Consider the following 16,455-nt stretch of genomic DNA (forward strand, 5'->3'; position numbering starts at 1 on the left):
CCGGAGCGACTGCGCTTCGGCGTCAGCGCACCTGTGCGCCTTCCTGGCAGGCGCGAATGAAGTTTTCGCGCCTTCGCCTCCTCGGCTTCAAGTCCTTCGTCGAACCCGGCGAGTTCGTCATCGAACGCGGCCTGACCGGCATTGTCGGGCCGAATGGCTGCGGCAAGTCGAACCTTGTCGAGGCGATGCGCTGGGTGATGGGCGAAAGCTCGTACAAGAACATGCGCGCGTCCGGCATGGACGACGTGATCTTTTCCGGCTCGGGAACGCGCCCGGCCCGCAACACCGCCGAAGTCACGCTGTTCCTCGACAATAGCGACCGGACCGCGCCCGCCGCCTTCAACGACGCCGATGAATTGCAGGTGTCGCGCCGCATCGAGCGCGAAGCCGGCTCGCTCTACCGCATCAACGGCAAGGAAGCCCGCGCCAAGGACGTGCAGCTTCTGTTCGCCGACCAGTCGACCGGCGCGCGCTCGCCATCCATGGTCGGACAGGGCCGCATCGGCGAACTGATCCAGGCCAAGCCGCAGGCGCGCCGCGCGCTGCTCGAAGAGGCCGCCGGCATTTCCGGCCTGCACACGCGCCGTCACGAGGCCGAGCTTCGGCTGAAGGCGGCCGAACAAAATCTGGAACGGCTGGACGATGTCGTCGGCGAACTGGAGAGCCAGATCGAAAGCCTTAAGCGCCAGGCGCGCCAGGCATCGCGCTTCAAGAACCTGTCGGCCGATATCCGCAAGGCGGAAGCCACGCTCTTGCATCTGCGCTGGACGCTGGCCAAGACCCAGGAGGGCGATGCGCGGTCGGCGCTGGCGGTTGCCACAGCTCTGGTCGGCGACCGCGCCGCCGCCCAGATGGCTGCCGCCCGGGAGCAAGGCATCGGCGCCCACCGGCTGCCCGATCTGCGTGACGCCGAGGCCGCGGCTGCCGCCGCCTTCCAGCGGCTGTCGATCGCCAAGGCGCAGATCGAGGAGGAGGCAGGCCGCATCCGCGCCCGCCAGGCCGAACTCGAGCGCCGGCTGCAGCAGCTCGACGGCGACATCGCCCGCGAGGAGCGCATGGTCCGCGACAATGCAGACATTCTTGAGCGCCTGCGCGAGGAAGAAGCCACGCTCAACTCAGACAATGCCGGCGCCGCCGAGCGCGAAGCCACGACGCGGGCCGCTTTCGAGCAGGCCGGCGCAACGCTTGTCACAAGCGAAGCAAAGCTCGCTGCGCTGACCGCCGAACGAGCAGAGGCCGCCGCCTCGCGCAACCAGATCGAGCGCACGCTGCGCGACACCGCCGAACGCCGAGATCGCTTTGCCCGCCAGCTGGCCGATGTCGACCGCGAGCTATCGGAGATCGTCTCGAAAGTCGCCGGCCTGCCCGATCCCGCCGAGAAGCGCGCTTTGGTCGAGGACGCGCTCGCCCGGTTGGAGGAAGCCGAGGCCGGCGCCATTGCTGCCGAACAGGCCGTCGCCGAGGCGCGCGCCACCGAGAGTGCCGCCCGTCCGCCGCTGCAGGATGCCAGGGCCGAACTCGCCGGCATCGAGACCGAAGCCCGCACGCTGGCCAAGATCCTCAATGCCGCCAGCGGCGATCTTTTCCCGTCGGTACTGGAGCAACTCAGCGTCGAACGCGGCTATGAGACGGCCCTCGGTGCTGCGCTTGGCGAGGATCTCGACGTGCCGCTCGACCGCAGCGCGCCGGTGCATTGGGGCGAAAGCCAGGTTCAACCAGGCGATGCGGCTTTGCCGGAAGGCCTCAAGAGCCTCGCCAGCGTGGTGCGCGCGCCTTCGCAGCTTGGCCGCCGGTTGGCGCAGATCGGCATCGTCGATGCGGCGGACGGCAAACGCCTGCAGACGCTGCTTGCCCCCGGCCAGCGGCTGGTCAGCCGTGACGGCGCGCTGTGGCGTTGGGATGGCTTGACCGCCAGCGCCGATGCACCGACCGCGGCCGCGCAAAGGCTGGCGCAGAAGAACCGGCTGGCCGAACTCGATGCCGAGGCGGTGCAGGCGACGCAGATCATGCGTGAGGCAGAGGCCGCCCTTGCCCAGGCCGAACAGGCGCTGCGTGAGGCGAGCGAGGCCGAGCGCAATGCCCGCCAGGCCGGGCGCGATGCCCAGCACGGCCTGGACGCCGCCCGCAGCGCGCTGGCCGAGGCCGAAAAGGCCGGTGGCGAGCTGGCAAGCCGCCGCGCCGCCGTGGACGAGGCGCGCGCACGAATCGTCGACAGCCATGAAGAAACGGCCGCCGCCTTCGCCGAGGCCGAAATGCTGCTGCAGGACGCCCCCGATCTCGGCGACCTGCAATTGCAGCTTGAACAATCCGCCGCCAATGTCAGCCGCGATCGCGCAACCTTGGCCGACGCGCGCGCCGTCCATGAAGGCCTGCGCCGCGAAGCCGAAGCGCGCACGCGCCGGCTCGACGCCATCGGCGCCGAGCGCAGCAACTGGCTGCAGCGGGCCGAAAACGCCTCGACCCAGATCGCCTCGCTCGGCGAGCGCAGGGCTGAAGCCGAGGCCGAGCGCGAGACGTTGGCCGACGCCCCCGATGAGATCGACGCCAGGCGCCGCGCGCTGCTGTCGCAGCTCACCGAGGCCGAGACCTTGCGCAAGGCAGCCGCCGACCGCTTGCAGGAGGCCGAGACCAAGCAGGCCGAGCTGGACAAGGCCGCCACCGCGGCGATCCAGTCGCTGGCCGATTCCCGCGAAACCCGCGTCCGCGCCGAAGAGCGATTGACCGCCGCCGATGAGCGCCGGCTCGAGGTCGAGGCGCGCATCCAGGAAACGCTGAACACGCCGCCGCATCTGGTCATTCGCCATACTGGCCTGGAAGCCGACAGCCCGATGCCCGAAATGGGCGACATCGAGCGCCAGCTCGACCGGCTGAAGGTTGAGCGCGAGCGGCTCGGCGCCGTCAATTTGCGCGCCGAGGAAGAGCAGAAGGAACTGTCGGACCGGCTGGAGGCCATCGTTTCCGAGCGCGAGGACATCATCGAGGCGATCCGCAAACTGAGGCAAGCGATCCAGAGCCTGAACCGCGAAGGCCGCGAACGGCTGCTTGCCGCTTTCGAGGTGGTCAACGGCCATTTCCAGCGGCTGTTCTCGCATCTGTTCGGTGGCGGCACGGCCGAATTGCAGCTGATCGAATCCGACGACCCGCTGGAAGCCGGGCTCGAAATCCTGGCACGTCCGCCCGGCAAGAAGCCGCAGACCATGACGCTGCTGTCCGGCGGCGAGCAGGCGCTGACGGCGATGTCGCTTATCTTTGCCGTGTTCCTGACCAATCCGGCGCCGATCTGCGTGCTCGACGAAGTCGACGCGCCGCTCGACGATCACAATGTCGAACGCTTCTGCAACCTTATGGACGAAATGGCCGCGACCACCGAGACGCGCTTCGTCATCATCACCCACAACCCGATCACGATGGCGCGCATGAACCGCCTGTTCGGCGTGACCATGGCCGAGCAGGGCGTCAGCCAACTGGTCTCGGTCGATCTGCAGGCCGCTGAGGCGATGCGCGAGGCGAGCTGACGCAGCATGCTTTGTTGATTTCGTCGGCGATGGCCTCGATCCGACTGTTGCAACAGGACCGTCGCCCTTGCGACCTGCTTGCGACGCGCATTCTGTAAGGTTTGAAGAGAAGGAGCCACCTGAGAGCGAACGCCAAAGCCCACATGCAAAGCGCCGGCAACGCGAAAGCGATGCCTACAAGGCGCAAATGGCAATAGGCTCCGACAGCAATTCAGCTGCCACGTTTATCGGAAGCCCAGGAAGCTCAGTATCGCAATCACGATAACGACTGCTCCGATGAGCCAGATTATGTTGTTCACCGTATCTCTCCCGAACTAGTTGCTGGGAGTGAACTCGTAAGAGCCTACTAATGTTCCCGCATTTTCTGCGTCGAAACAAAATGGCGGCCATCGCTTCGTCGATTGCCAGACCATGGTCCGAACAGGGTATGACTGAAGTCCTGACGTCGGAGCCATAGGCCCGAAGGCGGGCAACCTATGCCCTCCCGATACATTGGAACCGGGCTGCCGAGCATGAGTCCCTTCATCGGTGGTCAATCGGGTGCCCGCCATTCCTGAGAGGTTAGCGGGCACCCGATCGTCGTGACACCGCCAAGCGGTGTTCGTTCAATAGAGAGGCTGACAGTGACCTTTGTCCAGAGATCAGTGCGTGACGGCGCAACCCGACCCGCAAACGACAACGACAGTCCTGCGGAGGTTTCTTCCGTTCTTGACCTCATACCATCGGCTGACGACGACAAGGTCGCTGAGCTTGTCAGGCGAACAGAGCGCCTGGCAATCGCAGTGGTTATCGGAATCGCGGTTCTGCTGATCTTGGCGCCGGTGGTTTACCTTGCACTTTCTTACGGGATCTGAGACGGCCCGACTTAGGCGATCTAAGATGGCCTGATTGGTCTCGTAAATCTCACAAATTGTGCCGACGGTCTTCCTCGCAAGACAAGTGTTTCCCGTCACAGATCAGGAGATCGAACGGGTCGACATAGAATGGTCGTGCGCAGCGCTGCTTTGTCGAGTTGCGTAACCTTGGTGGTCGGCTTGAAAGAGCGTGCTCACCAGAATTTGCCAACAAGAGCTGTTGTTGCAATTCCTTCCTTCACACGCCGTGTTGCGCGGGAGCAGCCGTCACTGATCGCGCCCGTGGACCAACGACGCTACTCGGAACCAAAGGGATGGGACGCGGTTATCCCCGCGAAGGGATAATTAGCAGATGGAGATATTACAATGAAAACAATGATCGTGAGCGCCTTGGCACTGTTCCTTGCCGTGCCGACGGTAGCTCCGGCAGCTGAAGCTGACGTGGTCATCACGACCCACCATCGTCATCATCACAGGAACGTCAGAATCATCAATGACCAAGGTCAACGCCTTCATCACCGCAGACACGGCACGGTTGCCTTCTACGACCACGGCCGCAGACATCATCGCCGGGATACTGTCATCGTGACCGGCTCGATCGAGCGTAGCCATCATCGCTATTATCGACATCATCGCCATCATCCCGTCGTCATCCAGGACGACAACGATTACTGATCCTCTCCGCACGGCCCCGGCTCTGTCGACGGAGTCGGGGTCGCGTGGGAGTCAGATAGCGCCTGACGGCAGCCATCCATAAGGTCGGTAAATCATTGATTCCAAAAGCCATGTAATTTGGCTGGGGCGCCAGGATTCGAACCTGGGAATGTCGGTACCAAAAACCGATGCCTTACCACTTGGCGACGCCCCAGCAAACGAGCTTTGCCCGCTGCGCGCGGCCTTATAGGACGAGCGGCACGAAAGCTCAATGCCGAGTTGGCCACTGTGCAAAACTGAGCCACCGCTTGGCGCGGGGACGCGCTATTCGCCCCAGACCGCCAACTCGTTGCCAGCGGGATCGGTGAAATGGAACCGCCTGCCGCCCGGGAACGAGAATATCGGCTTGACGATCGTGCCGCCGGCGCTTTCGACAACGTCGAGCGTTGCTTCCAGATCCTGCGAATAGAGCACCGGCAATGGTTTCGCCGGCGCCTCCGCTGCATCGGCCTGGAAGCCGCCATCGAGCCCTTCGCCGAAGGCCGAATAGGTCGGCCCGTAATCGGTGAACGACCACGAGAAGGCGGCGCTGTAGAAAGCCTTGACGCTGTCCAGCGTTGCGCCGGTCGCGGGCAGTTCGAGATAGTCGAGTTTTCCGTTGAGTTTCATCACGCTGCTCCCAACTTGTTCCCTATATGTTCTATATCCTGGGCAGCGATCCGGCAAGTCTTTTCGACGCAGCTTTTGCTTAATCGATTGTAGTCGCCGGGCTTCGCTGCCACACCTTGCCTTTCGCACTGCAGCATAATAACGCTCGGGTCGGAACGCGGGGGAACCGGGTCTTGGCCCCGGTGTTCTCTCTTCCGAGGACTTGGAGGGCGAGCATGACCAAATGGGTCTACACCTTCGGCGATGGCGCCGCGGAAGGACGTGCGGGCGACCGCAACCTTCTCGGCGGCAAAGGCGCCAATCTGGCCGAGATGTGCAGTCTTGGCCTGCCCGTGCCGCCGGGCTTCACCCTCACCACCGAAGTCTGCAACGCCTATTACGCCAACGGCAACAGCTATCCGGCCGCGTTGCAGGCCGATGTCGTCAAGGCGCTGGACCATATCGGGCAGCTGACGGGGCGCCGTTTCGGCGATCCGTCGAAGCTGCTTCTGGTCTCGGTCCGCTCCGGGGCCAGGGCCTCGATGCCGGGCATGATGGACACCGTGCTCAATCTCGGCCTCAATGACGAGACGGTCGAGGCGCTGGCAGCCGATTCCGGCGATGCCCGCTTTGCCTATGACAGCTACCGCCGCTTCATCCAGATGTATTCCGATGTCGTCATGGGTCTTGACCACGAAGTGTTCGAGGAAATCCTCGAGGACGAGAAGGCGAGCCTCGGCCACGAGCTCGACACCGAACTGACAGCGCAGGAATGGCAGAGCGTCATTGCCCTCTACAAGGCCAAGGTCGAGGAGGAACTCGACAAGCCGTTTCCGCAGGACCCGCACGAGCAGCTGTGGGGGGCGATCGGCGCGGTGTTTTCCAGCTGGATGAACAACCGCGCCATCACCTACCGGCGCCTGCACGACATCCCGGAAAGCTGGGGCACGGCGGTCAATGTCCAAGCCATGGTGTTCGGCAATATGGGCGAGACGTCAGCCACTGGCGTCGCCTTCACCCGCAATCCCTCGACCGGCGAAAAGATGCTCTATGGCGAGTTCCTGGTGAACGCGCAGGGCGAGGATGTCGTAGCCGGCATCCGCACGCCGCAGAACATCACCGAGGCGGCGCGCATTGCCGCCGGCTCGGACAAGCCGTCGCTGCAGAAACTGATGCCGGACGCGTTTCGCTCCTTCGTCGACATCTCCGACCGCCTGGAACAGCACTACCGCGATATGCAGGACCTCGAATTCACCATCGAGCGCGGCAAATTGTGGATGCTGCAGACGCGTTCCGGCAAACGCACCGCCAAAGCGGCGCTGAAGATCGCCGTCGAGATGGCACGCGACAAGCTGATCACGACGGAGGAGGCGGTCGCCCGCATCGATCCGGCCTCGCTCGATCAGCTGTTGCATCCGACCATCGACCCCAAGGCCGCGCGCGATGTCATCGGCGTCGGCCTGCCGGCTTCTCCGGGCGCGGCGACCGGCGAGATTGTTTTCTCCTCGGGCGATGCCGAGGATCTGAAGACGCAAGGTCGCAAGGCAATCCTGGTGCGCATCGAAACCAGCCCCGAAGACATTCATGGGATGCATGCTTCGGAAGGCATCCTGACCACGCGCGGCGGCATGACCAGCCACGCCGCCGTGGTCGCGCGCGGTATGGGCAAGCCTTGCGTTTCGGGCGCCGGCTCGCTGCGTGTCGACTACAAGGCCGGCACGCTGATGTCGATGGGCCAGACCTTCCGCAAGGGCGACATCATCACCATCGATGGCAGCAACGGCCAGGTGCTGAAGGGCGCCGTGTCGATGCTGCAGCCGGAACTGTCGGGCGATTTCGCCGCCATCATGGAATGGGCCGATGCGGTGCGCCGCATGAAGGTGCGCACCAATGCCGAGACGCCGCTCGATGCGCGCATGGCGCGCTCCTTCGGCGCCGAAGGCATCGGCCTCTGCCGCACCGAGCACATGTTCTTCGACGGCGAGCGTATCGTCGCCATGCGCGAGATGATCCTGGCCGATACCGAGAAGGACCGCCGCACCGCACTTGCCAAGCTGTTGCCGATGCAGCGCTCGGATTTCCTCGAACTGTTCGAGATCATGGCCGGCCTGCCGGTGACGATCCGGCTGCTCGATCCGCCGCTGCACGAATTCCTGCCCAAGACGGAAGCGGAGGTGGCGGAGGTCGCCGCCGCCATGAACGTCTCGCCCGACAAGCTCAGGCAGCGCACAGAAGCCCTGCACGAGTTCAACCCGATGCTCGGCCATCGCGGCTGCCGTCTCGCCGTCTCCTATCCCGAGATTGCCGAGATGCAGGCGCGTGCCATTTTCGAGGCAGCCGTCGAGGCCGGCAAGAAAGCCGGCGCGCTGGTCGTTCCCGAGATCATGGTGCCGCTGGTCGGCCTGGTGAAGGAGCTCGACTACGTCAAGGCGCGCATCGATGCGGTCGCCAAGGCTGTCATGGACGAGACCGGCGTCAAGATCGACTATCTCACCGGCACGATGATCGAGCTTCCGCGCGCGGCGATCCGCGCCCACGTCATCGCCGCTACGGCCGAGTTCTTCTCCTTCGGCACCAACGATCTCACCCAGACCACCTTCGGCATCTCGCGCGACGATGCGGCGTCCTTCCTCGAGACCTATCGGCAGAAAGGAATCATCGAGCAGGACCCGTTCGTCTCGCTCGACATCGAGGGCGTCGGCGAACTGGTGCGCATGGCTGCGCAAAAAGGCAGGGCGACGCGGCCCGACATCAAGCTCGGCATATGCGGCGAACATGGCGGCGATCCGGCCTCGATCCGCTTCTGCGAAGAGGTCGGCCTCGACTATGTGTCGTGCTCTCCCTACCGCGTGCCGATCGCAAGATTGGCCGCAGCCCAAGCCGCGGTGCAGATTGCCAAAACAGCAGTGCCGCGCCCCAAAAAGAGCGCCGCGGCATCCTGATTTCGACATAGTCATTTCGGCAGCGATGAAACGGCCACCCTGGGTGGCCGTTTGGCGCTAAGCTTACGATTTTGTAAGCAAATTCACGCTGATGTGCGCGGCTCAACACGCAATCCCGACATCGTTTCTGCCCAATTTCACGGCCCCCCAACCCGCCCGGTGCCGAGAAACAGATGTTACAGATTTCGCCCACACCCTTCCGCTCGATCCTGATCCTCCAGACCAAGTTCATCGGCGATATCGTGCTCTCCTCCACGCTCGCCAGGAACCTGCAGCTCGAATATCCCGGCGTCAGGATCGTCTTTCTCTGCGAGGCGCGCCTCGCCAGTTTCGTCACCGCGCACGGCATCGCCGCCGAGGTCGTCAGCTTCCGCCGCGCCGCCATGCGCGGCACCCCGCTGGAGCGTGGGCGCGAGCTCTATTCTATGATCAGCAAGCTGCGCCAATTCCGTTTCGACCTGACCATCGACCTCACCGATTCAAAGACATCGCGGCTCATCGTCAGGTTCCTCAACGCCAGCACCCGCATCGGCTACAATCCTCCGGAAAGGCCGCTGCGCTGGCATGAGCGCCAGCCCGCCAATGTCTTTGCCGAGCCGTTCGGTTTTGGCGAACGTCACTATCTCTACCGCTACCTTTCGCCGCTCGAGCCGCTCGGCGTCGGCCTGCGCGTGCGGGTGCCGTCGATTCGGCCATTGCCGATGGAGACGGCGAGGGCCCAGGCATTGCTGGACAAACACCATTTGCGGCCAAACGGCTTTGTCGCGGTGCATGCCGGCGCAAGTTTTCACGGCCGGCGCTGGCAGCATGAACGCTTTGCCGCCGTGATCGACACGATTTCGCGCGAAACCGGACTGGATTTCGTACTCGTCGGCGGCCCTGACGAGCGCAAGCCGGCCGAGCAGATCCTCGCCAGTGCCGCGTCGATCGTCAACCTCGTCGGCGCGCTGTCGCTGGAAACGCTGCTGGCGGTGTTGCAGCAGGCGCGGCTGTTTGTCGGCAATGAGAGCGGCCCCATGCACATGGCAGCAGCGGCCGGAACGCCGGTTGTCGGCCTTTTCGGCCTGACCAGCCCGGCCGTCTGGGGACCGGTCGGCGTGCCCAGCCTCGCCTTGCAGCCATCCATGCCGTGCAATTGCGTGGCGGGCAGCCCGTGCAATCCGCTCGATCCCAGCAAGGCCTGCTGCGTCTGGCGCCTCGAGGTCGAACCGGTCGTCGCGGCCGTGCACGAAGTCCTGTCACGCACGCATGTGGAACTGGAACACGCCGTCTGACGGTGCGCGGCGGTCACATTGTCGGGATATCAGCTTTCTCACGGCCACTATCCCGATTTCCGCCTTGTTGCGGGTCCTGGGATGCGGCTATGACAGCGCCGATTCTCAGACAAGACAGGCATCCCTTGCAAAAGCTGTTTTGCGCCTTGGCGCTATCTACCGTGGCCGTGTCTTCGGCCCAGGCCGCGCCGCTTGTCGAGCCGACGCTGCATCTGAAGGCTGAGGATGGTGGCAGTGGCAATGTCGGCCGCGTCGCGCTTACGCTCGACGCCTGCGGCGGCCAGACCGATACGAGGATCCTGTCGGCGCTGGTGGAGAACCGGATTCCGGCGACGATCTTCGTCACCGGTATCTGGCTGAAGCGCAACGCCGCCGCCGTCGAGATCATGCGCGCGCATCCGGACCTGTTCGAACTGGAAAACCATGGCGGCCATCACATCCCGGCCGTCGACACGCTGCGCAAGATCTATGGCATCCGCAGCGCCGGCAGCCCGGAAGCGGTGCAGGCCGAAGTCGAATCGGGCGCTGCCGCTCTCGCTGGCACCGGCGAGCCGGCGCCGAAATGGTTTCGCGGCGCGACCGCCGAATACAGCCCGTCGGCTATCGCCATGATCCGCAAGCTTGGCTTCAAGGTCGCCGGCTTTTCGATCAACGGCGATGGCGGCTCGTTGCTCGGCGCAAAAGAAACTGCCCGGCGCATCGCTGCCGCCAAGGATGGCGATGTCATCATCGCCCACATCAACCAGCCGACCCACGCCGCCGGCGAGGGCGTCGTGCAAGGTCTGCTCGCGCTGAAGGCCAAGGGGCTGATGTTCGTGCGGCTGGAGGACGCCGACGGTGTCGGCAACGACGGGACGACTGATTAGGATTGGGCGGCGGCAGGCAGTTTCATCGCCTTTGGACTGACGTCGCCGACGTTTGAGATTAGCCGAGGCCTCTAAACTTCGTCATCCCAGGATGAAACAGGAGCGAAGCTCCGTCGCGAAGACCCTGGGATGACGAAGCGAGCAACGGCGGCTTGAGTCGCTTGCTCAGGCCGGTGCTGCTTCGATAGTGACCCTGTTGGGATAAAACGCGCCGTGGTCGCGAATCTCAGCCATTTCGTGGAAGGGCTGCTCATAGCCCCACATCGCGTCCTTGCCGGTCTCACCGGCCGGCAGCACGCTCCAGTAGCTGGCGTCGCCCTTGTAGGGGCAGTGGGTCGACAGGGTGGTTTTGCCGAGCTGGGTGAAGTCGATGTCTTCGAAGGGGATGTAGAATGCCTGGGGGTAGGGCGGTTCGGACAGAAGCTTCGCCCGCGTCGATGAGGCGATCACCGTATCGCCGGCACGCACGACCACGGTACCGCGATAGGGTTCGACGGTGATGACCTTGCCGGGATTGCTCTGAAAGCCGGGGGCGGGGTTGGCGATCTGGTCCATGCGGGGTTCTCCTTCTTCGATTGGGAGCACAGTCCGATTGAGAGCGTGCGGGATTGCTTCCCATGTCTCTAAAATGTGTCTGGAGAACCCGTTGCGCAAGCCTTTGCCAGTAGGCCAGAGCTGGCCTTCCGATCACTAAAAACGATCCCGCGTGGAATGCTCAGGCTGCGGTCTTGAACACGTCCATGAGGCCGGCATAGGCCGCGGCAATACCGGCTACCGGGTTGGTGCTTCTTGACGTCGTCTCGACCTTCAGTGGGCCGCCGCCTGTCGGCAAGGTGAGCAGCAGGAACTGGCGATTGCCGCCGTCGCCGATCGATGCGGCGGCGACATGCTGGCCTTCGCCTTCGTTCTGGACGCACATTTTGAACAGCAGCGTGCCGCCGACCGCCTCAAGGGCGCCGCCGACCACCTCGACAAATTCGTCTTCGGAGACCTTTTTGGCCTCCGGCACGAGATCGGCCAGACTTGCGGCAAGCGTGTCTTCAAGCTCTTTGTCGTCGAGTTGAATATCGTCCAACTGCACGTCTTGGGCCTCGCTGTCATCCAGCTGCCTGTCGTCGATCTGCCTGTCGTCGATCTGCCTGTAATCGATCTGCTTGCCGTCGATCTGCTTGTCGTCGAGCTGCGTGTCCATGCGAACCTCTTTCAGTCGCCAATCCGCACCCCTACCCCGTTAACGAACCTTAACGTCGACGATGGCCGGATTGTGGCGGTTTTCCCCGCCTTTCGATCACTGCTTGCTTCAGCCGTTAACGGTTGGAGACCTCATGGCTGGACAATCCGTCCGTTCGTCCCACAATGGAACAAAAGACGGGAAAAACGAGGAAGCAATGGGAGGAACCAGATGCTCGGACTGATGCAGGAATGGCCGCTGCTCTGCCACAAGCTGATCGACAATGCCGAGCGGCAGCACGGGACGCGCGAGATCGTCTCGCGCTCGATCGAAGGTCCTGTCGTTCGCACCACCTATGCTGAAGTTCATCGCCGCGCGATCAAGGTCGCCCAACGGTTGGAGCGCGATGGCTTTGTGCTCGGCGACCGCATCGCGACCCTGGCCTGGAACACGGCGCGCCACATAGAGGCCTGGTACGGCATCATGGGCATCGGCGCCATCTACCATACGCTTAACCCGCGTTTGTTCCCCGAGCAGATCGTCTGGATCATGAACAATGCGCAGGATAGAGGGATCTTCGTCGACCTGACCTTCATGCCGCTGCTGGAAAAGATCGCCGGCGCCGTCAAATCGCTGAAAAAGGTGATCGTCCTGACCGACAAGGCGCATCTGCCTGAAACGACGCTGCCGAATGTGGTTGCCTATGAGGACTGGTTGAACGAGGCCGATGGCGACTTCGCCTGGAAGGTTTTCGGCGAAAACACCGCAGCCGGCATGTGCTACACCTCCGGCACGACGGGCGATCCCAAAGGCGTGCTCTACAGCCACCGCTCGAATGTGCTGCATGCCATGATCGCCGCCATGCCCGACGCCATGGGCCTCTCCGCGCGGGACACGATCCTCCCCGTCGTGCCAATGTTTCATGCCAATGCCTGGGGCCTTGGCCAGAGCGCGCCGATGATCGGCGCCAAGCTGGTCATGCCCGGTTGCAAGATGGACGGCGCCTCGATCTACGAGCTGCTCGACACCGAGAAGGTGACCTTCAGCGCCGCCGTGCCGACCGTCTGGATGATGCTGCTGCAGCATCTGGAAGAGACCGGCAAGAAGCTTCCCTATCTCAGCAAAGTCGTCATCGGCGGCTCGTCCTGCCCGCGCGCCATCATCAGGAAATTCCAGGACAATTATGGTGTCGAAGTCATCCATGCCTGGGGCATGACCGAAATGTCGCCGCTCGGCACGCTGTGCACCATGAAGCCGCAGTATCAAGCGCTCGAGGGCGAGGACCGGCTCGATATCCAGGGCAAGCAGGGCTACCCGCCCTTCGGGGTCGAGATGAAGGTGACGGATGACGACGACAAGGAACTGCCTTGGGACGGCAAGACCTTCGGCCGGCTGAAGGTGCGCGGTCCAGCCGTCGCCAGCGCCTATTATGGCGGCGTCGGAGCCGAGCAGTTCGACAAGGACGGCTGGTTCGACACTGGCGATGTCGCCCATATCGATTCCGGCGGCTACATGCAGATCACCGATCGCGCCAAGGACGTCATCAAGTCGGGCGGCGAGTGGATATCGACCATCGACCTGGAGAACCTCGCCGTCGGCCATCCCGATGTCGCCGAGGCCGCGGCGATCGGCGTCCATCATTCGAAATGGGGCGAACGGCCCTTGCTGGTCGTGGTCGCCAAACCCGGCAAGGAGCCGAGCAAGGCGGACATACTGGCGTTCATGGACGGCAAGGTGGCGAAATGGTGGATGCCCGACGACGTCGCTTTCATCAGCGAAATCCCGCACACCGCCACCGGCAAGATCCAGAAGATCACCTTGCGCAAGCAGTTCAGCGACTACCGCCTGCCGACGGATTGACCGGGACCGTGCGTTTCCTTGACCTTCAAGCTACCGGCGGCAAAAACGTTAGGGCAGGGGATGTTCAATTTGAGCATCCTTTGCTCTAAGCGTCTGTGCGGGTTGGGGCGGTGCTGAAGACAATGGAAATTGACGAGCGGCAGACATCGATGGCGGCCGGCTGGTCGCGGCGCACGGGCGCTTTTGCCCTGGTCCTGCTGCTCACCGTGCTGGCCGGCCATCATTTCGAACTGGTGGAAACGCCGGCCTTCCTGTGGGTGCTGGCGATCGTCGCCTTGCTTGCCGCGTTCGCTTTGCTGTTTGCCGGCCTCGCTTTGTCCCGGCTGTGGCATTTCGGTGACCGTGGCGGCCGCGACCTCTCGGTCGGCGCCCTGCTGGCGCTGCTGGTGCTGACGCCCTACGGCTTTGCCACCTATTTGGCGGCGACCACGCCGCCCCTGAGGGACATCACGACGGACCTCGACAATCCGCCAGTGCTCGACACCAGCGACCGCACCAAGGACATGAACGTGCTCGCGCTGCCAACGCCGGGCGAAGCGCGCCTGCAGGCCGACGCCTATCCGCTGGTCACCGGGCACAGCTACAATCTGCCGTTCGAAACCGTCGTCGACGCCGTTGAAACCGTGCTCGACCGCCGCGATTGGCAACTTACTGCGCCATATCCGGTGACGGACGGTCAAGACGAGGTGACGATATCGGCCGTTGCCCGGAGCTTCGTCGTCGGCCTGCCCGCCGACGTCGCCATCCGGGTCAGCAATGATGGCGACACCATCGTCGTCGACATGCGCTCGGCCTCCCGCTACGGCCGCTACGACCTCGGCGACAATGCCGCCCGTATCGTCGGGTTCCTCGCCGAACTTGATCAGGAAGTTGCGGGCCAGGTGGGTGCGGCGCCGGCTGAGTAGTTCTACCCCACCGGCACAAAAACGCCGTCGATGGCCGGGTCACCCTGGGTAGCAACCAGGCCGCGCGCCACCAGGTCCTCGAGATGGGCAAGCACCGACAGGCCGGCGGCGCCATGCAGGCGTGGGTCGGTGTCCCGGTAGATAGCCTTGACCATGTCCGGGATCGTCCGGTCGCTGTCGCGGATCCGCTCGAGGATCGCCCGTTCGCGCATCTTGCGATGGGTCTTCAGCCCGCGCATGAAGCTGCGCGGCGCATTCACCGGGCCGCCATGGCCGGGCAGCAGCAGGCGGTCGCCGCGCGCGATCAATTTATCCAGCGAGGCCATGTAGTCGGCCATCGCGCCGTCCGGCGGCGCCACGATCGACGTCGCCCACGCCATCACATGGTCGGCCGAAAACAGGATGCCGGTGCCTTCGAGCGCAAATGCCGCGTGATTGGCGGTGTGGCCCGGCGTCAGCACCGTCCGGATCGTCCAGCCATCGCCCTCGACCAGCGTATCGTCGGGCAAAGTGACATCCGGTACGAAACCGGTGTCGGCGCTGGCGTCGAGCGGATTGATCTCGCCGATCCGCAGCGGCCTTGCCGGGCGGTGCGGGCCTTCGGCCAGCACGGCGGCACCGGTGCGCGCTTTCAGCCGGGCGGCCAGCGGAGAATGGTCGCGATGCGTGTGACTGACGAAAATATGGCTCACCGGCCGGTTTGCGATCACCTTCAGCAACGTCTGGAAATGCGCTTCATCATCCGGACCCGGGTCGATCACCGCCAGTGTGTCGCGGCCGACAATGTAGCTGTTTGTGCCGTGAAAGGTGAATGGGCTGGGGTTTTTGGCGGTGACGCGCAAGACCTCGAGCGCGACGGTGACGCCCCGGCCATAGGCGGGATCGAAGCTGGTGTCGAATTTGAGCGCCATGGCGGTGTCGTTGAACCTCTGTTCAGGAGGACGGCAAAACTGATTGCCGCATAACACGGAAGCCAATATAGAAAAACGCAAGGCCGCGATCTGCGGCAATCCGGATTGGGGAAGACCATGGCACTTGCAACGACGATGCGCCCGCTTGTTTCTCTCGCTTTGCCCCAGGAGGGCGCGCAGCGCCTGGCAACCCAGCTTTTGCTGGCGATCGCCGGAACGCTGCTTTTGACCCTGTCGGCCAAGACGAAAGTCGTGCTCGGGCCGGTCGACATCTCGATGCAGACGCTGGCCGTCCTGCTGATCGCCACCGCATTTGGCCTGCGGCTTGGCGTCGCTACCCTGCTTCTCTACATGGCCGAAGGCGCCATGGGCTTCCCGGTCTTCCAGAGCACGCCTGAAAAGGGCATCGGCATCGCCTACATGATCGGCGGCACCGGCGGTTATCTCGCCGGCTTCGTCGTCATGGCAGCCATTGTCGGCTGGGCCGCCGACCGCGGCTGGGACCGCCACCCGATCAAGCTGTTCAACGCCATGCTGGTCGCCGAAATCGCCATGATGGCCATGGGCTTTGCCTGGCTGGCCACCCTCATCGGCGTGGAAAAGGCGTGGCAGTTCGGCGTTTTGCCGTTCGTCCTCGGGGATTTGATCAAGGTTGCGCTCGCCGCCAGCCTGGTGCCGGCGGTATGGTCGCTGCTGCCCAAGCAGCCCTGAAACCGGACAAATGAATGAGCCGGGGGGGCCCCGGGCCCCCCGGGGGTTTGTGTGGCGCCGGCCCCCGCCCGGGGGAGGCCGGTGGCCCAACACCCCCCCCCAGTGGGTGGTGCCCGGGGGGCGGGGGGGGGAAAAGTGAGCCCC

Annotated in this window: 12 protein-coding genes and 1 tRNA gene; 8 read left to right on the forward strand and 5 right to left on the reverse strand. The window is 63.9% G+C overall.

What is annotated here, in order from left to right:
- Positions 1–56 precede the first annotated feature (56 nt).
- Together smc and NKI88_RS24655 are read left to right on the forward strand one after the other, a co-directional pair.
- A complete protein-coding gene (smc, locus tag NKI88_RS24650) occupies positions 57–3,515 on the forward strand; it encodes a chromosome segregation protein SMC (protein WP_352657887.1) in 3,459 nt (1,152 codons plus the stop codon).
- A 1,220-nt stretch (positions 3,516–4,735) separates the two neighbouring features.
- Positions 4,736–5,044: a hypothetical protein gene (locus tag NKI88_RS24655; RefSeq protein WP_352522286.1), complete on the forward strand. Its 309-nt coding sequence runs from the start codon at positions 4,736–4,738 to the stop codon at positions 5,042–5,044.
- 118 nt (positions 5,045–5,162) lie between these two features.
- Here the strand turns inward: NKI88_RS24655 and NKI88_RS24660 are convergent.
- Positions 5,163–5,237, reverse strand: a tRNA-Gln gene (locus tag NKI88_RS24660).
- A gap of 110 nt (positions 5,238–5,347) precedes the next feature.
- The gene (locus NKI88_RS24665) at positions 5,348–5,692 is read right to left on the reverse strand and encodes a VOC family protein (protein WP_023670692.1); all 345 of its coding nucleotides are present in this window, start codon (positions 5,690–5,692) and stop codon (positions 5,348–5,350) included.
- A gap of 215 nt (positions 5,693–5,907) precedes the next feature.
- Between NKI88_RS24665 and ppdK the strand changes: the two genes are divergently transcribed.
- The 3 genes from ppdK to NKI88_RS24680 all read left to right on the forward strand — a co-directional run bounded on the left by ppdK (position 5,908) and on the right by NKI88_RS24680 (position 10,753).
- Positions 5,908–8,613 (forward strand): pyruvate, phosphate dikinase, encoded by a 2,706-nt coding sequence (ppdK, locus tag NKI88_RS24670; protein WP_352657891.1) that lies wholly within the window; start codon positions 5,908–5,910, stop codon positions 8,611–8,613.
- 173 nt (positions 8,614–8,786) lie between these two features.
- Positions 8,787–9,887: a glycosyltransferase family 9 protein gene (locus NKI88_RS24675; RefSeq protein WP_352657894.1), complete on the forward strand. Its 1,101-nt coding sequence runs from the start codon at positions 8,787–8,789 to the stop codon at positions 9,885–9,887.
- Positions 9,888–9,976: 89 nt separating this feature from the next.
- Complete coding sequence (locus NKI88_RS24680) at positions 9,977–10,753, forward strand: polysaccharide deacetylase family protein (RefSeq protein ID WP_352657897.1); 777 nt, start codon at positions 9,977–9,979, stop codon at positions 10,751–10,753.
- Between the two features lie 165 nt (positions 10,754–10,918).
- Here the strand turns inward: NKI88_RS24680 and NKI88_RS24685 are convergent, their stop codons facing one another.
- On the reverse strand, positions 10,919–11,308 hold the full coding sequence (locus NKI88_RS24685) for a DUF427 domain-containing protein (protein ID WP_352657900.1): 390 nt from the start codon (positions 11,306–11,308) through the stop codon (positions 10,919–10,921).
- Positions 11,309–11,468: 160 nt separating this feature from the next.
- Positions 11,469–11,828: a hypothetical protein gene (locus NKI88_RS24690; protein WP_023670697.1), complete on the reverse strand. Its 360-nt coding sequence runs from the start codon at positions 11,826–11,828 to the stop codon at positions 11,469–11,471.
- Positions 11,829–12,155: 327 nt separating this feature from the next.
- Between NKI88_RS24690 and NKI88_RS24695 the strand changes: the two genes are divergently transcribed.
- Positions 12,156–13,784, forward strand: a complete 1,629-nt coding sequence (locus NKI88_RS24695) for a fatty-acid--CoA ligase (protein WP_352657903.1) — start codon at positions 12,156–12,158, stop codon at positions 13,782–13,784.
- Positions 13,785–13,906: 122 nt separating this feature from the next.
- A complete protein-coding gene (locus tag NKI88_RS24700; RefSeq protein ID WP_352657913.1) occupies positions 13,907–14,689 on the forward strand; it encodes a DUF1499 domain-containing protein in 783 nt (260 codons plus the stop codon).
- Positions 14,690–14,691: 2 nt separating this feature from the next.
- Here the strand turns inward: NKI88_RS24700 and NKI88_RS24705 are convergent, their stop codons facing one another.
- Positions 14,692–15,600 (reverse strand): MBL fold metallo-hydrolase, encoded by a 909-nt coding sequence (locus NKI88_RS24705; protein WP_352657906.1) that lies wholly within the window; start codon positions 15,598–15,600, stop codon positions 14,692–14,694.
- Positions 15,601–15,717: 117 nt separating this feature from the next.
- Between NKI88_RS24705 and NKI88_RS24710 the strand changes: the two genes are divergently transcribed.
- Positions 15,718–16,311 (forward strand): biotin transporter BioY, encoded by a 594-nt coding sequence (locus NKI88_RS24710; RefSeq protein WP_352657909.1) that lies wholly within the window; start codon positions 15,718–15,720, stop codon positions 16,309–16,311.
- Positions 16,312–16,455 lie beyond the last annotated feature (144 nt).

The organism is Mesorhizobium sp. M0317 (genome assembly GCF_040321555.1).
In the GTDB taxonomy this organism is placed as follows: domain Bacteria; phylum Pseudomonadota; class Alphaproteobacteria; order Rhizobiales; family Rhizobiaceae; genus Mesorhizobium.

Bases quoted from the DNA above. Each gene is read 5' to 3' on its own strand.
- smc (WP_352657887.1), top strand. From the start codon at position 57: ATGAAGTTTTCGCGCCTTCGCCTCCTCGGCTTCAAGTCCTTCGTCGAA.
- NKI88_RS24700 (WP_352657913.1), top strand. From the start codon at position 13,907: ATGGAAATTGACGAGCGGCAGACATCGATGGCGGCCGGCTGGTCGCGG.
- NKI88_RS24655 (WP_352522286.1), top strand. From the start codon at position 4,736: ATGAAAACAATGATCGTGAGCGCCTTGGCACTGTTCCTTGCCGTGCCG.
- NKI88_RS24675 (WP_352657894.1), top strand. From the start codon at position 8,787: ATGTTACAGATTTCGCCCACACCCTTCCGCTCGATCCTGATCCTCCAG.
- NKI88_RS24680 (WP_352657897.1), top strand. From the start codon at position 9,977: ATGACAGCGCCGATTCTCAGACAAGACAGGCATCCCTTGCAAAAGCTG.
- NKI88_RS24710 (WP_352657909.1), top strand. From the start codon at position 15,718: ATGGCACTTGCAACGACGATGCGCCCGCTTGTTTCTCTCGCTTTGCCC.
- NKI88_RS24665 (WP_023670692.1), bottom strand. From the start codon at position 5,692: ATGAAACTCAACGGAAAACTCGACTATCTCGAACTGCCCGCGACCGGC.
- NKI88_RS24685 (WP_352657900.1), bottom strand. From the start codon at position 11,308: ATGGACCAGATCGCCAACCCCGCCCCCGGCTTTCAGAGCAATCCCGGC.
- NKI88_RS24695 (WP_352657903.1), top strand. From the start codon at position 12,156: ATGCTCGGACTGATGCAGGAATGGCCGCTGCTCTGCCACAAGCTGATC.
- NKI88_RS24705 (WP_352657906.1), bottom strand. From the start codon at position 15,600: ATGGCGCTCAAATTCGACACCAGCTTCGATCCCGCCTATGGCCGGGGC.
- ppdK (WP_352657891.1), top strand. From the start codon at position 5,908: ATGACCAAATGGGTCTACACCTTCGGCGATGGCGCCGCGGAAGGACGT.